This window comes from Pseudomonas sp. NFACC25 (assembly GCF_900100935.1).
Taxonomy (GTDB): domain Bacteria; phylum Pseudomonadota; class Gammaproteobacteria; order Pseudomonadales; family Pseudomonadaceae; genus Aquipseudomonas; species Aquipseudomonas marginalis.
The window spans coordinates 45,599-60,701 of sequence record NZ_FMUC01000019.1 but is presented as its reverse complement, the minus strand read 5'-3'; the positions used below and the strand labels follow the sequence as shown (position 1 = coordinate 60,701).

Sequence of the window (15,103 nt, the reverse complement as noted above, 5' to 3'; positions counted from 1 at the left end):
CATGAAAGTTTTGTTTCTGGTACAGAAAGAACAGCGCGCGATTCTGGATCGCCTGTACGAAGGCATTGCCGAGCACTGCGAGTGTGATACCCGCTGGCTGAGCAGTGCTGAGCAGCGCAACCTGCGCGGTTACTTCAAGCGTGAAGTCGACGTGAGCCGTTATGACCGCATCGTGTTCTTCCTGCGGTTCAAGCAGGAGATTCGCCAGGTCGGCTTTATCCGTACGATCCCGAACCTGGTGATCCTCGAACACGATGCCTACCAGAACTACATTCCCTGCAAGTACACGGGCAAGTTCAGTGCCCATTACCGTCGCTTGCCGTGGGTGCGGGTTATCAGTTCGGGGCATATGGTGACCGAGCGCCTGCGCGCCGAAGGCTTCGATGCGGTGTTCGTGCCCAAGGGCTACGATCAGGCGCTGTTGCAGGCCCAGGGATTGGAGCGCGACATTGAGCTGGCATTTGTCGGCAGCACCAACAGCGTGGCCTACAGTGGTCGCAAGGCATTGCTCGATGAGTTGGCCCGCGTTGAACCTTTGGTGGTTACGCGCACCAAATCCGGTGAGGAATATTGCGCAACCCTCAACCGGATTCGTTTTTTCGTCAGTGCCGACGTGGGCATGGGCGAGTATATGATCAAGAACTTCGAAGCCATGGCCTGTGGTTGTGTGCTGCTGGCGTTTGACCAGGGCGCCGCGGAAAACCAGGCCCTTGGCTTCAAGGACATGGTCAATGTGGTGTTCTACAAAGACATTCCCCAGTTGCAGGAAAAACTCGCTGCATTGCGATCCAATCCTCAACTGGCGGCCGAGATTGCGCGCAACGGGCAGGACCTCGCGGTCAGCCAGTTCAGCTTTGCGCGCATCGGCCAGCGCATTGTCGAGGCGCTGAAGCCGCCGCTGCGGCCCCGGGCACCGTTGAGTTTGCTGGAAACGCTGCGCTTGAAACTAGGCGTTTGATATCTGCCAGGTGGCCGCGCTTGGTGGCCTTATGATATTATCGAGGCTTGAATGCAATTCTCCGCTCAAAGCGATATAACGCTCGTCGTGACCAGTTGTGGTCGCTTCGATTTGCTGAAGCGCACGCTCGCGAGCTTCGATCTGTTCAATACAGCGGCCATCCGCGAAGTCTTCATTACCGAAGACTCTGGCGATGACGCGGTACGCCTGGCGATTCCCGAGCATTGGCTCGGCCATTGCACGTTCCTGATCAACCGCCCGAAGCTGGGGCAATTGGCATCCATCGACTTGGCCTACGGGTCGGTCAAGACCCCGTACATATTCCATTGCGAAGATGACTGGGCGTTTTATCGACCCGGGTTTGTCGAGGATTCGAAGACCGTGCTGGAGCAGCGTCCCGATATTCTCCAAGTCTGGTTGCGCAATTACGTTTACGACTTGCAGGTGCACAGCCCCTATATTCATCTGGGGCCGCGCGAGGTGATTGGCGGGGTACCTTGTTATTCCTTGCTGTCCGATAAGCCTGAGTGGCAAGGGTTCTCGCTGAACCCGGGGCTGCGACGTATCAAGGAATACCGGTTATGTGCGCCCTATGCCGGGTTCGAGGGTGAGAAAGGGCTTTCCAGGCGTTACGCGCAGCTGAACCTGGGCGCCGTCACCCTGGAGGGCGATGCGGTCTTGCACACCGGTTTCGGTTTGCATGTGGCGACGGCGGAAGAGCGCTTGACCAAGGCGCGGCGCAAGCGGCGAGAGCGGGTCAAGCTGGTGCTCATGCTGATCCTGGGGGTCGGCATCGGTTGGTTGATCCGCCAGTAAATACGACGAGCCACACCAACGCCGCATAAGGTTTTTTCGATGAGTATTCTCAACATCATGTGGGCTGGTGGCTCTGCATTCGCTTCGGTGCAGAAGGTTCATCAGCAAATACTGGCCCAGGCCGACAGCGATGTACCGGTGCACACCTGGTTGCTTCAGGGCAGCGCCGCCGGCAGCGATGGCCTGGTAGAGCAGGCCGTCGAGTGGAACCTCTCATCCGCCAGGCTCAAGGGGCGGCACCTGTGGAAGTGGCTGATGCCGTGGATGCGTGCGCGCTTCCAGAAGGCCCTGCCTGAGGATGTGCAGGTTGTACTGCTGGATGGCATCGGTGTCGCGCGGGTGCTTTTACCGGTGCTCAAGCACCTGCCGCAGGTGCGGGCCGTGGTGATTTTTCATGGTGTCACGCGCTTGCGCAAAGCTGATCGCAAACTCTTCGAGCAACTCCCGGCGTCGCAACTGACGCTGGCGGCCGTGTCGCAAACCCTCGCCGGTTCCCTTGAGCGTTACCTGCAAAGGCCCGTGGCGGTGCTGCGCAGTGCCTTCGATCCTGCGGTGTTTCGTGCCGCCGCGCTTGCCCGTGAGCCGGCGCGATCCCGCCTGGGGCTGCCGTTGGATGGCTCGCCGGCAGTGGGGGCGGTAGGTCGACTGGTCGACGGCAAGGGGTTCGGCTGTTTGCTGGAGGCCTTTGCCAGTGCGACGGCCGATCGGCCGGATGCGCGCCTGGTGATCATCGGCGAGGGGCCGGCGAGGCCCAGGCTTGAGGCGCGTATCGAGGCGCTTGGCTTGCGCGACAAGGTGTACCTGCCGGGGCATATTCCTGAGGCGGCGACCCTTTATCGGGCGTTTGACTGGGTCGCCATTCCGTCGACGGAAGAGGGCCTGGGGTTGATCCTGCAAGAGGCGGTGATGGCCGGCGTGCCTGTACTGACCAGCGAACTGGCAGTGTTCCGCGAACAACTGGGTGATGCCGGCTGGTACGCGCCCGTAGACAGCGCCACGTCCTGGGGGCAACTCCTGGCACGCGCGTTCGTGAGTTCCGGCGTGCAGGTTGTCGAGGCTCAATCGCGGGCGTTGGCGCCGGAGCAGGCCTGGAACGATTTCACTGAAACCACCCGGCGGCTGTTCTCATGCCGCTAACAGTGCTTGCTCCAGTGCTTGCATTGGAAAGTGTTCGTTCAGCTTCTCGCGCGCAATATAGCGGGCGAAGTGTTGCAGGTTGCGCCTTGCCAGTTCCGGGTTCAGGGGCGCGCGCAGGAAGCGCATGTCGGCCACGTCGATCAGGCCCATTTCATTGTCCGGTGTCACGACAATATTGCCCAGGTGCAACGAACGGAAGTAGATGCCCGCGCCATGCAGGCGGCGAATAAGGGCCACCAGCGGGTCGAGGTTGGTGTGCCAGTCAAAGCCTTCACGGTTGGAAATCTGGCGCAGCGTTTCGCCCGGCAAGGGGCGGTAGAGTACGGCGGTCATGCCGGGCGCCGTCAGTTGAAAGAACGCGAGCACGGTCAGGGTCGGGATGCCCCGTTGTTGCAACTGCGCCACGTTGTCGATGAAACGCTTGGAGTACGGGCGGAACAGCGCGGACGACAGCAGGCGCTTGCGGCGAAACAGCTTGAGGATGTTCCCGTCGGTCAGCAGGTAGACTTTGGGCCCGTAGCTGTCCTGTTCCAGGATTCTGGCACCTTCAATCATCGCGGTTAAATCGGCTTGGGAAAGCCTTGAACATTGCATCGTCGGAAAGCCTTGTGGGAGTCGCGGGCACAGTGATCGGTAATAATGCCGAAAGTTTTGGGTTTTAACCATGCCGGGTTGGCGGGTTGAACGTATTCAGGAGCGGGTGATGCAAGCAAGTCGTTGGGCGCAGGTATGGATGATTTTCGGGTTACTTTGGTTTTTGCTGGCGATTGCTTTTGCCCCGACCAATAAGATTTATCAACAGGGTTTGACGCTGTTCCTGTGGTTGCCGGCGATGGTGTTTGCCTGGTCGGCCCGTGAGCGTCTCATGGAGGTCTGGCGCGAGCAGCGCTGGCTCTGCGTGATGGTCGGGTTGCTGGCAGCTTGGGGGGCGATCAGCCTGACGTGGACCAATGCCGAGGACCCTTCGCGCGAAGCCAAGCGTCTGCTGTACATCGGCGTGTTCCTGCTGTTTTTCCCGGTACTCGCCTGTGGTCGGACCGAGCAGGTGATCCGCGTGATGCAATGGGGTGGTTTCGGCCTGGCCCTGTCGTCGCTCCTGGCGATCATCAAATTCTATGGCTTTGAGCATAACGACTGGTATGCGCGTCTCGAAGGCCTGGGTCAGTTGAGCCATCCCATCCTGGGTGCCTATGTGATCGGCCTGGCCGCCGTGTGGTTGCTGCACTGGCTGCCGCGCGGTCGCTGGATGCAGGTGGCATGGGCAGTGTCCATCGCGTTGCTTGGGTTGTTCGTGGTGCTGAGTCAAAGCCGCGGCGCCGCACTGGCGTTGTTGCTGACTGTCGTGGCAATGCCGGCCTGGTGCCGTGACCGCCGTAGCACGGTGATTGCCATTGGTGCGGTCATCGCGGCGCTGGCGGTGTTCTTCGCCATGCAGTCCCTGGTGCTGGCACGGGGTGTGTCTTACCGCCCGCAGATCTTCATGGCCGCCGTGCAGATGATCAGCGAGCGCCCGTGGACCGGCCTGGGGCTGGGCGGGGACTACAAGGTATTTGCCGACAACCTCTTTTTCGATCACTCCCACAACCTGTTCACCCACGTGAGCATCGAGTTGGGCCTGCCCGGCCTGCTGCTGTGGTGCGGCCTGTGGTTCGGTGTGCTGTGGCAGGCCTGGAAGGCCCGCGACACGCTCTATGGCAAGGGCATCATCGGCATGTGGGTGTTTTCGTTCCTGGCCATGCAATTCGATGCCGCCAGCCTGACCGGCACGCCGCGGGCCGAGTGGTTTATCTCCTGGCTGCCGATTGCCCTGGCCAGTGTTTTGGTCTGGGCTCGGGCCAAACCCGACGCGTGTGATAAAGTTCGCGTCCTACCCAATCAGTGAGCTCGACACATGAGTGACGCACCGCCCAAAGCGGACCAGGAATCCAGCCTGAAAATCTATTTCCGGCTGCTGGGCTATGTGAAACCGTACCTCGGCATGTTCCTGCTGAGTATCGTGGGCTTCGTGATCTTCGCTTCGACCCAGCCAATGCTCGCCGGGATTCTCAAGTACTTCGTCGATGGCTTGAGCAACCCCGATGTGGTGTTCCTGCCCAAGATCCCGTTGTTCAAGGACCTGAAGTTGCTGATGGCCGTGCCGCTGCTGATCATCCTGATCGCCGCGTGGCAGGGGCTGGGGTCGTTCCTGGGCAACTACTACCTGGCCAAGGTTTCCCTGGGGCTGGTGCATGACCTGCGGGTCCAGTTGTTCAACAAGCTGCTGGTGTTGCCGAACCGCTATTTCGATACCCACAACTCCGGGCACCTGATTTCCCGTATCACCTTCAACGTGACCATGGTCACCGGTGCGGCCACCGATGCAATCAAGGTGGTGATCCGCGAAGGCCTGACGGTGGTGTTCCTGTTCGGCTACCTGCTGTGGATGAACTGGAAGCTGACCCTCGTGATGCTGGCGATCCTGCCGCTGATCGCGATCATGGTCGGCAGCACCAGCAAGAAATTCCGCAAGCAGAGCAAGAAGATCCAGGTGGCAATGGGCGATGTGACGCACGTCGCTTCGGAAACCATCCAGGGTTACCGGGTGGTGCGCAGCTTCGGTGGCGAAAGCTACGAGGAGCGTCGCTTTGCCGCCGCCAGCCAGGGCAATACCGACAAGCAACTGCGCATGAACAAGACCGGTGCGGTCTATACGCCGATGCTGCAACTGGTGATCTACACGGCCATGGCCGCGTTGATGTTCCTGGTGCTGCTGTTGCGCGGTGAAGCCACGGCGGGTGACCTGGTGGCCTACATTACTGCGGCGGGCCTGCTGCCCAAGCCTATTCGCCAGCTGTCGGAAGTCAGCTCGACGATCCAGAAAGGCGTGGCCGGTGCCGAGAGCATCTTCGAACAACTGGATGAAGAGCCCGAAGTCGACAGCGGCACTGTGGAGCGTGATCGCGTCAGCGGTCGCCTGGACGTGCGCAACCTGAGCTTCACCTACCCGGGTACGGAGCGTGAGGTGCTCAAGAACATCAGCTTCAGCGCAGCCCCTGGGCAGATGATCGCCCTGGTCGGCCGCTCGGGCAGCGGCAAGTCGACCCTGGCCAGCCTGATCCCGCGTTTCTACCATCACGAAACCGGGGAAATCCTGCTGGACGAGGTCGAGATCGAAGACTACCGCTTGCGTAACCTGCGTCGTCACGTGGCCCAGGTGACCCAGCATGTGACCTTGTTCAACGACACCGTGGCCAACAACATCGCCTATGGCGACCTCGCGGATGCACCTCGTGCCGACATCGAGAAAGCCGCCGCCGACGCCTACGCCATGGACTTCATCTCCGAGCTGCCAAAAGGCCTGGACACCGAAGTCGGTGAAAATGGCGTGCTGCTTTCCGGTGGTCAACGTCAGCGCCTGGCGATCGCCCGGGCCCTGCTGAAAAATGCCCCGCTGCTGATCCTCGATGAGGCCACTTCGGCCCTGGATACCGAGTCCGAGCGGCATATCCAGGCTGCACTGGACAAGGTCATGAAAGGTCGCACCACCCTGGTGATTGCGCACCGGTTGTCCACCATCGAGAAAGCCGACCTGATTCTGGTGATGGACCACGGCGAAATTGTCGAGCGCGGGACACATCTCGAACTGCTGGCCATGGGTGGTTATTACTCGCGCCTGCACGCCATGGGGCTGGACGAGCCGGCGACGGCAAACATCACCTGACCAGCCGGGGCGCGCAATGCGCCCCGGTGTTTGTATCGGGCCCGTTACAGGGCTTGACCAAAGCCAAATAATCCAGCGCTTGTCGTTTGTTATGTTGGCCTTCTCGATTCGAATGACGAACGAGAGGGCTAACCTTCTTGCGTGGGTATTGGAATGCTGCAACGTCTACTGTGGAAGCTGCTTCCCAAGCACCAGAGGGTGTTTCTGCTGGGGCGTTTGTCGGTGGTGGATCGCCAGGCGGTGAACAAATCCCTGTCTGGGGTAGCAACGCTTAACCCGGCTTTCGAACGACACCAGTGCGTGTTTATCCATGTGCCCAAATGCGCCGGTAGCAGCCTGTGCTCGGCACTTCTCGAGGGGCGCTGGCCGGGGCATCTGCCGTATTACTGGTATGAGCAGCAATTTCCCCAGCACTGCGAGCGCAGCTTCAAATTTGCCTTCGTACGCGACCCGCTGGAGCGTGCCTACTCGGCCTACACCTATTTGCGCGGCAACGCCATGGGCCCTCGCGACCTGCAAGCCCAGGCGCTGGTTTCCAGCTACCGTGACTTCGACCATTTCGTTGCCGGCTGGCTGCACCCGGATAACCTGCGACGCCAATTGCACTTCGCTCCCCAGACCGACTTCCTGGTCGACCATATGGGCCAGATGGCCATGGACTTTCTCGGGCGCCAGGAGTCTTTGCAGGAGGACTTCCTGCACCTGTGCGAACGCCTCGGGGTGGACTCATCCCTGCCGCATCTGAATGTTTCACTGGGGCGTCGCCACGAGGCGGTCAGGGACTTTTGCTCCTTGCGTACGCGCCGATTGGTCAGGCGTGCCTATCAACGTGACTACGAGGTGTTGGGTTATGAATAGCCAGTTGCTGACCGGCGGTTGCGCTGCCATCCGTCCCTTTTCCCTATCGCTGTCCGTGGCCGCACGGGCGGCGCTCAAGCATCAGCAGCCCTGCTGCGTATGGCTGACGGGGCTGTCCGGGTCCGGCAAGTCGACCCTGGCCAATGCCCTGGAGGTGCAACTCAACGAGCAGGGACGGCACACCTTCGTGCTCGATGGCGATAACTTGCGCGCGGGGCTGTGCAATGACCTGGGCATGAGCGATGCGGCGCGCAAGGAAAATATCCGGCGTATCGGCGAAGTGGCGCGCCTGATGGTGGACGCCGGCTTGATTGTCATTGTGTCGGCGATCTCGCCGTTCAGCGTCGATCGCGCGAGCGCCAGGGCGCTGTTCGGGCCGGAGCAGTTCTTTGAGATTTATGTCAGCACGCCCTTTGACGTATGTGCCCGGCGCGATCCCAAGGGCTTGTACCGCGCCGCACTGGAGGGGCGCATCAAGGCCTTCACCGGGTTGGACAGCCCCTATGAGGCACCGCTTGCGGCCGACTGCGAAATCAATACCGATGAGGTCGAGCTGGCCGAAGCCGTGGAGCACATCCTGGCGACACTGTTTAAAAAGTGATCAGTTTCAGTGCCTGATGCATCGCGGATAAAGCTCTCGAACTAGGCGGCGCTCACCCTGTGCTAATATCGCGCCCCTGTTCATTTTGTATGTGGGTTGCTCCATGAAGTTGTCCATGCCGCGATTCGATCAAGCCCCTGTCTTGGTGGTCGGCGATGTCATGCTCGACCGTTACTGGCATGGCGGTACCTCACGGATTTCCCCTGAGGCGCCGGTACCGGTAGTCAAGGTCGAGCAAATCGAAGACCGTCCAGGTGGCGCTGCCAACGTTGCCCTCAATATTGCCGCCCTCGGCGCCCCGGCCTCCCTGGTCGGTGTGACCGGCGACGACGAAGCCGCCGACAGCCTGGCCAACAGCCTGCGCGGCGCCGGCGTGCGCGCGCTGTTCCAGCGCATTGCCCATCAGCCGACCATCGTCAAGCTGAGGGTGATGAGCCGTCACCAGCAATTGCTGCGTATCGATTTTGAAGAACCCTTCGCCACCGACGCCCTGGCCCTCAGCGGCCAGGTCGACGCGTTGCTTGAAGGTATCAAGGTGCTGGTGTTGTCCGACTACGGCAAAGGCGCCCTGAAGAACCACCAGGAACTGATCCAGGCCGCCAAGGCGCGGAACATTCCGGTACTGGCCGATCCCAAGGGCAAGGACTTCTCGATTTATCGAGGTGCCAGCCTGATCACACCGAACCTCAGCGAGTTCGAAGCCATCGTCGGCGGTTGCGCCGATGAGCACGACCTGGTGAGCAAAGGCGCGGCACTCATGGCCGACCTTGACCTCGGCGCCTTGCTGGTGACCCGTGGCGAGCACGGCATGACCCTGCTGCGTCCCGGTCACCCGGCGATGCACCTGCCGGCGCGTGCCCGTGAAGTGTTTGACGTCACCGGTGCCGGTGACACCGTGATTTCCACCCTGGCGGCCTCCATTGCGGCCGGCGAAGAGTTGCCCCACGCCGTGGCCCTGGCCAACCTGGCGGCGGGTATTGTGGTCGGCAAGCTGGGGACGGCCGCGATCAGCGCGCCTGAACTGCGCCGGGCGATCCAGCGCTCCGAAGGTTCGGAACGTGGTGTGCTGAGCATCGAGCAATTGCTGCTGGCGATTGACGATGCCCGTGCCCACAACGAAAGCATTGTATTCACCAATGGCTGTTTCGACATCCTCCACGCCGGCCATGTGACCTACCTGGAGCAGGCTCGCGCCCAAGGTGATCGGCTGATCGTCGCGGTCAACGATGACGCGTCGGTCAGCCGCCTGAAAGGCCCTGGCCGTCCGATCAACAGCGTCGACCGACGCATGGCGGTATTGGCCGGGTTGGGCGCGGTGGATTGGGTGATCAGCTTCCCTGAAGCCACCCCGGAAAACCTGCTGGCCCAGGTCAAGCCGGACGTGCTGGTCAAGGGCGGCGACTACTCCGTCGACCAGGTGGTCGGTGCCGACATCGTCAGCGCCTACGGCGGCAAGGTCAAAGTGCTGGGCCTGGTTGAGAACAGCTCGACCACCGCCATTGTCGAGAAGATCCGCAGCAATGAGTAAGGCTGATCCGTTGGTCCTGATCACCGGTGGCGCGGGCTTCATTGGCTCGCACCTGGTCGACGCGCTGCTTGCCAAGAGCTACGCAGTGCGAGTGCTGGATAACCTGTCCACGGGCAAACGCAGCAACCTGCCGCTGGACAACCCGCGCGTCGAGCTGCTCGAGGGGGATGTCGCCGATGCCGGAATGGTGGCGCGTGCCGCTGTCGGTGCGACGGCGGTGGTGCACCTGGCGGCGGTCGCTTCCGTGCAGGCTTCGGTGGATGACCCGGTCAGCACGCACCAGAGCAATTTCGTCGGTACCTTGAATGTCTGCGAAGCCATGCGCAAAGCCGGTGTGAAGCGGGTGGTATTCGCTTCCAGCGCGGCGGTGTATGGCAACAACGGCGAAGGTGCTTCCATTGACGAAGAGACCGCCAAGGCGCCGTTGACGCCCTATGCCTCGGACAAGTTGGCCGGCGAGCATTACTTCGACTTCTACCGGCGCCAGCATGGCCTGGAACCGGTGATTTTCCGCTTCTTCAATATCTTCGGCCCGCGCCAGGATCCTTCATCGCCGTACTCCGGCGTGATCAGCATCTTCAGCGAACGGGCTCAGCAAGGCCTGCCGATTGCTGTGTTCGGCGATGGCGAGCAGACCCGCGACTTCATGTACGTGGAAGACCTGGTGGACGTGCTGGTGCAGGCCATCGAAGCCCCGGACGCGCCGTTGGGGGCGATCAACGTCGGCTGGAACCGCACGACTACCCTCAAGCAGGTGCTGCAGGCGCTGGAAGAGGCCGTTGGTACGTTGCCTGCCGTGACTTACGGCCCGGCACGCTCGGGAGACATTCGGCATTCGCGGGCAAATAACCAGCGTTTGCTGGCCAGCTTCAAGCTGCCTGAGCCGACCCCGTTGACGGTTGGCCTGGCGCGGTTGCTCAGAGGCTGACTGTTCACCTGTAGGAGCGAGCTTGCTCGCGAAGCTCGTCAACGATAACGCGGGTATCCTGATTAAAAGCGGCGCCCTTGCGTTTTTCGCGAGCAAGCTCGCTCCTACAGTTATCGAAGCCAGCCCTCATCGGCTGGTTTTTTTCTTTGGCACGATCTTGCGCAGCATCTGGCGCGCCTTGCCGGTCAGGCGCTTCAATTTCGATTCTTTCTCAGGCTCCGCCAGGCCTTGCTGCCGCAGCCAATCCTTCCAGCGAATGCGTTCGTCGCGCACCAGCCAGCCTTCCTGCTGGGCGAAGCTTTCCGCCAGGTACAGACCGCGGGTGCTGGCGGGGTAGAGCTGGTCTTTCTTGACAGTGTAGAGCTCGGCGAGCGGTTGGCCGTCTTTCAATGGCATCAGGTACAGGTCCGGGCGCTGGCGGTCCAGGCGTGCCACCAGTTGGTCGCCTTCAAGCCGCTCATCCACATGGAACAGGCTCAGGGATTTGGCTTCCTTCGGCACTTCCAGGCGCAAGTCATAAATCAGTTGCAGCGACGCGGTCGGCACATGCACATAGGCCCGCGGGCGCTCGATCAGTTGGGTGGTTGCGCAACGTACCGGGCGTGCGGCCCCTGACAAAGGGCTCAGGCGAAACGGCAAGGCTTCGCGGTAATGCAGCGCGGCGGAGTAGGGGGCCGGCAACCAGGTGTCGTTGAAGCGCCCGCCGAGCCAGCCTTCCGGGGTCTCCAGCAGGCACTCCTCGGCAATCTCCTGGATGGCGGTGTGCAGCGGCAGGTTCAGTTCATGGGCGGGCACGTAGCCGGAGATCAGCTTGAGCACCACATCGCCACGGTCCTGGCGACGCTGGCGCACCAACACCCAGTAATCCTTGTTTTGCCAGTGCAGTGTCAGGCGCACCGATACGCCGAGGTTGGCCAGTTCCAGGGCGAAGCGTTCGGCATCCGGCACCTCTACCGGCTTGCGCCGTTGCAGGGTCTGGGCGAAGTTGAGCGGCATACCCACGCTCTGGTAGCTCAGGCCTTCGGGGGTGGCTTCGACGTGCAGGGGCAGTGTCTTGAAGTTGCTGGGGTTTTTTCTTATGAGCGTTCGCGGCATGTCGGCTCCTTCTTGCGACGGGGTCGGCCGCGTCGGCGGCATCAGAGTTGACGAATGACCTTGGCAGCGGTCGCCACGTTATGGGCCAGGTGCAGCGGATTGATGGTCCCGACAATAGCACTGGCGACGCCCGTTTGCGCAAACAACAGCATGAAACTGGCGTGTATTGGATCCATTCCCGGTTCCAGGCAGACGTGGCCGCTGGCCAGCGCCTTTTTGACCAGGATGCCCTTGCCATGGGCCGCCGCATGCTCAATGACGGCTTTTTCCGCCTGTTCGTTCAGATTGTAGGTGACCATCGCGCAATCACCTTGTTCCAGAGCCCTCACGCCACCTTCGACGGTTTTGCCGGAGAAGCCGAAACCGCGAATCTTGCCCTCTTGTTTCAACTGCGCGAGGGTCGGGTACACCTCACAGTCGTTGAGGATGTGCAGGTCGTTGCCATCGGAGTGCACCAGCACCAGATCGATAAAATCCGTTTCAAGTCGTTTCAAGCTGCGCTCGATCGACATCCGTGTATGGGCAGCGCTGAAATCATGGCGGGACAGGCCTGCTTCGAACTCCTCGCCGACCTTGCTGACAATCACCCAGTCCTGGCGCTGGCCGCGCAGCAGTGGCCCCAGGCGTTCTTCGCTGCGCCCGTAGGCGGGTGCGGTATCGATCAGGTTGATGCCCAGCTGGCGGGCCTGGCGCAGCAACATCCGTGCTTCGTCGTCATCGGGAATGGTGAAACCGCTGGGGTACTTCACACCCTGGTCGCGGCCCAGCTTGACGGTGCCGAGGCCGAGCGGCGACACCAGCAGGCCGGTGCTGCCCAAGGGGCGGTGCAGGTCGTGCAGGGTCGGCAGGCTCATGGCAACAGTTGCTCCCAGGCCGGTACGCCGATGGCGGGTTTTGGCAGGTCGGGCAAAGGCTCCGATGCGGTTGGGCGGATGCCGTCGCGTTCGAGGCTGTTGATCACGCGATCGGCGAAATCCGGCGCCAGCGCCAGCTTGGTCGGCCAGCCCACCAGCAGGCGGCCCTCTTCGGCGACGAAGGCGTTGTCAGGCCGGCTCAGGCCCGATTGCAGGGGTTCTGCGCGGTCGACCCGCAGCGTCGCCCAGCGGGTCTGGCTCATATCGATCCAGGGCAGCAGGTGCGCCAGCTCTTTCCGGGCGGTGGCGATCTGTTCTTCGGGTGTGCGTGCCACGCCGTCGGCCTCGGCAATGTCGCCGCCCAGGTACCACACCCAATTGCCATCGGCAGCCGGGTGCGTGGTGACAGTGATGCGCGGCTTGGTACCGCCGCCCAGGCAGTGGGCGTACAGCGGCTTCAGGCCTGGGCCCTTGGCGATGATCATATGCAACGGGCGTTTCTGCATGGCCGGCTGGCTCAGGCCCAGGGCGGCGAGCAGTTCGGCGGTACCGCCGCCGGCGCTCAGGACGATGCGCTGGGCGCGGATTTCGCGGCCATCGACTTTCAGGCCCACCAGGGTGTCGCCTTCGCGCAGTGGTTCGATGCGCTGCCCGGCGAGCAAGCCGTCACCGGCCAGTTGCGCCAGGCGTTCGATCACGCTGGGTACGTCCACCACCAGTTCGGCCAGGCGATAGACCTTGCCCTTGAAGCCACGGTCTTGCAGGGCCGGCGGCAGGTCGTCGCCCTTGACCTGATCGACACGGCCGCGCACGGCCTTGCTGGCAAAAAAGCTGGTGAGGTTGCCGGCGATCGTGCCAGGGGACCACAGGTAATGGGCTTGCGAGAGCACGCGCACGCCGGACAGGTCCAGCTCGCCGTCACCGGCCAGGGCTTCACGCCAGCGGCGCGGCATATCGGCAATGGCTTCGGAGGCGCCGGTGAGGGCGCCGTGCAGGGCATATTTGGCACCGCCGTGGATAATCCCCTGGGATTTCACGCTTTGCCCGCCACCTAATGTGGCGTTTTCCACCAGCACCGTGGAAAACCCCTGGCGGCGTAGGCGCGCATTCAGCCAGAGGCCGGCAACTCCGGCGCCGACAATCAGGACGTCGGTGGAAATAACGGATGGCATGGGCGACCTCATTTCAAAACAAGGCCGCAAGTATACATCCCGCACCATGCACACCGCAGGCGCTGTCGCGCTTTAGCGAGGCGGCGAGTCCTGGATTCAATGGAGGCTCAAGTGAACACTCAATGCCCGGCGGTTTTCGAAAACAGCTGGATGACCACCACGCCCAGCACAATCAGGCCCATCCCCAGCATCGCCGGCACATCGAGCTTCTGCCCATAGATAAACAGCGCGGCAATGCTGACCATCACGATGCCCATCCCGGCCCATACCGCATAGGCCACGCCGACGGGCACGGTACGCACCACCAGGGTCAGCATCCAGAACGCCACGCCATAGCCGACGATCACCAGCAACAGCGGGATGGGAGTACTCCAGCCCTTGATGGCTTTCATGGAAACGGTAGCGATCACTTCCGAGCAGATGGCAATAGCCAGGTAGCAGTAGGCGGCGTTCATGGGTGAGTCCTCGGTGTAAAGCAATCTGATAAGGCCGGCATTCTAGAGTTTTATCAGATGGGGTAAAGTCATTACCTATCCGAAATTAAGATGGGTTGTGGCATGAGCATGCAATGGAACCTGGAGCAGATGCGTTTGTTTGTCAGCGTCGCCGAGCAGCGTTCGTTTTCAGCGGTGGCGCGCGGGCAGCGCAAGGCGCAATCGGCAGTCAGCAACGCAATTGCGATGCTGGAGACGGACCTTGGCGTGAGCCTGTTCGACCGTAGCAGCGGCCGCCAGCCCAGCCTGACCGAAGCCGGCAGTGTGTTGCTGGAGGAGGCCCGCGAAGTGCTGCGCCAATGTGAGCGCCTCAATGGCCGGGCACTGTCACTGACCCGCGGTGAAGAAGCCTGCCTGCGCCTGGCCCAGGATGAAGCCATGTTGTTCCAGCCGGTACTCGACAGCCTTGAGGCGCTGGCGGGGCAGTACCCGCTGCTGGAAGTACAACTGTCCAGCGCCGCCCAGGGCGATGTGGCGCGCAAGTTGGTGGAGCGCCAGGCCGACCTGGGCCTGCTGTTCTATCACGACCAGATCCCCGAAGCCCTGGAGCGGCGGGTGGTGGGCAGTGTGGAGATGGTCACGGTGTGCGGGGTGAACCACCCGCTGGCCAAGGAGTCGTACGTGACCTGCCAGCACCTGGCCCAGTTTCGCCAGTTGTTGATGTCGACCCAGACCAGTGTCTACCCCGGCAGCGAAGCGGCCAGCCCGCTGGTGTGGCGTGCCGACAGTTTCTACGTATTGGCCGAATGGCTGATGAGCGGCCTGGGCTGGGCGTGGCTGCCACGGCATATCGTGCAGTACCCGACCTATCAGCAGCAGATGGTGGAATTGGACAGCGAATGGACGCCACCGGCCCTGGTGGTGGAGCTGGTCTGGCGGCGCGACGAGCACCTGGGCCCCGCCGCGCGCTTTCTCGCCAAACGTTTTGCCGAGTGCTTGCAGGCGATCGACTGAAAAAGCCG

At 61.9% G+C, this 15,103-nt stretch carries 15 protein-coding genes; 10 read left to right on the top strand and 5 right to left on the bottom strand.

Annotated elements, in window-relative coordinates; all coding sequences use genetic code 11:
* Position 1 precedes the first annotated feature (1 nt).
* From BLQ09_RS28325 to BLQ09_RS28315, 3 genes are read left to right on the top strand one after another with little or no spacing between them, the layout of a single operon-like run.
* Entirely contained in the window at positions 2 to 958 is a 957-nt protein-coding gene (locus BLQ09_RS28325) for a glycosyltransferase family protein (protein ID WP_027604940.1), read from the top strand.
* A gap of 51 nt (positions 959 to 1,009) precedes the next feature.
* Positions 1,010 to 1,774 carry a hypothetical protein gene (locus BLQ09_RS28320; protein ID WP_027604939.1) on the top strand — a complete coding sequence of 255 codons (765 nt, stop codon included), beginning with the start codon at positions 1,010 to 1,012 and terminating at the stop codon, positions 1,772 to 1,774.
* 39 nt (positions 1,775 to 1,813) lie between these two features.
* Positions 1,814 to 2,911, top strand: coding sequence for a glycosyltransferase (locus BLQ09_RS28315; protein WP_027604938.1), 1,098 nt, complete (start codon positions 1,814 to 1,816; stop codon positions 2,909 to 2,911).
* On the opposite strand, the gene BLQ09_RS28310 is transcribed toward BLQ09_RS28315, so the two are convergent.
* Positions 2,900 to 3,466, bottom strand: coding sequence for a BUD32 family EKC/KEOPS complex subunit (locus BLQ09_RS28310; protein ID WP_027604937.1), 567 nt, complete (start codon positions 3,464 to 3,466; stop codon positions 2,900 to 2,902). The genes BLQ09_RS28315 and BLQ09_RS28310 overlap by 12 nt on opposite strands.
* A 148-nt stretch (positions 3,467 to 3,614) precedes the next feature.
* On the opposite strand from BLQ09_RS28310, the gene BLQ09_RS28305 reads away from it, so the two are divergent.
* From BLQ09_RS28305 to BLQ09_RS28280, 6 genes are all read left to right on the top strand, one after another.
* Positions 3,615 to 4,793, top strand: coding sequence for an O-antigen ligase family protein (locus tag BLQ09_RS28305; RefSeq protein ID WP_027604936.1), 1,179 nt, complete (start codon positions 3,615 to 3,617; stop codon positions 4,791 to 4,793).
* A 9-nt stretch (positions 4,794 to 4,802) separates the two neighbouring features.
* Entirely contained in the window at positions 4,803 to 6,611 is a 1,809-nt protein-coding gene (msbA, locus tag BLQ09_RS28300) for a lipid A export permease/ATP-binding protein MsbA (protein ID WP_027604935.1), read from the top strand.
* A 153-nt stretch (positions 6,612 to 6,764) separates the two neighbouring features.
* Entirely contained in the window at positions 6,765 to 7,469 is a 705-nt protein-coding gene (locus BLQ09_RS28295) for a sulfotransferase family 2 domain-containing protein (RefSeq protein WP_092359387.1), read from the top strand.
* Positions 7,462 to 8,070: an adenylyl-sulfate kinase gene (cysC, locus tag BLQ09_RS28290; protein ID WP_027604933.1), complete on the top strand. Its 609-nt coding sequence runs from the start codon at positions 7,462 to 7,464 to the stop codon at positions 8,068 to 8,070. Before BLQ09_RS28295 ends, cysC begins: the two co-directional genes overlap by 8 nt.
* A 103-nt stretch (positions 8,071 to 8,173) precedes the next feature.
* Positions 8,174 to 9,598, top strand: a complete 1,425-nt coding sequence (gene hldE, locus BLQ09_RS28285; protein WP_027604932.1) for a bifunctional D-glycero-beta-D-manno-heptose-7-phosphate kinase/D-glycero-beta-D-manno-heptose 1-phosphate adenylyltransferase HldE — start codon at positions 8,174 to 8,176, stop codon at positions 9,596 to 9,598.
* A complete protein-coding gene (locus tag BLQ09_RS28280; protein WP_092359386.1) occupies positions 9,591 to 10,526 on the top strand; it encodes an NAD-dependent epimerase/dehydratase family protein in 936 nt (311 codons plus the stop codon). The genes hldE and BLQ09_RS28280 overlap by 8 nt, the downstream gene beginning before the upstream one ends.
* Positions 10,527 to 10,652: 126 nt before the next feature.
* Here BLQ09_RS28280 and BLQ09_RS28275 read toward each other — a convergent pair whose 3' ends face one another.
* The 4 genes from BLQ09_RS28275 to BLQ09_RS28260 all read right to left on the bottom strand — a co-directional run bounded on the left by BLQ09_RS28275 (position 10,653) and on the right by BLQ09_RS28260 (position 14,102).
* Positions 10,653 to 11,621, bottom strand: coding sequence for a hypothetical protein (locus BLQ09_RS28275; RefSeq protein ID WP_027604930.1), 969 nt, complete (start codon positions 11,619 to 11,621; stop codon positions 10,653 to 10,655).
* Between the two features lie 41 nt (positions 11,622 to 11,662).
* Entirely contained in the window at positions 11,663 to 12,475 is an 813-nt protein-coding gene (locus BLQ09_RS28270; protein ID WP_027604929.1) for an aldo/keto reductase, read from the bottom strand.
* Complete coding sequence (locus tag BLQ09_RS28265) at positions 12,472 to 13,647, bottom strand: NAD(P)/FAD-dependent oxidoreductase (protein WP_027604928.1); 1,176 nt, start codon at positions 13,645 to 13,647, stop codon at positions 12,472 to 12,474. Before BLQ09_RS28265 ends, BLQ09_RS28270 begins: the two co-directional genes overlap by 4 nt.
* Positions 13,648 to 13,766: 119 nt before the next feature.
* Complete coding sequence (locus tag BLQ09_RS28260) at positions 13,767 to 14,102, bottom strand: DMT family transporter (RefSeq protein ID WP_027604927.1); 336 nt, start codon at positions 14,100 to 14,102, stop codon at positions 13,767 to 13,769.
* 102 nt (positions 14,103 to 14,204) lie between these two features.
* On the opposite strand from BLQ09_RS28260, the gene BLQ09_RS28255 reads away from it, so the two are divergent.
* The gene (locus tag BLQ09_RS28255) at positions 14,205 to 15,095 is read left to right on the top strand and encodes a LysR family transcriptional regulator (protein WP_027604926.1); all 891 of its coding nucleotides are present in this window, start codon (positions 14,205 to 14,207) and stop codon (positions 15,093 to 15,095) included.
* Positions 15,096 to 15,103: the final 8 nt, after the last annotated feature.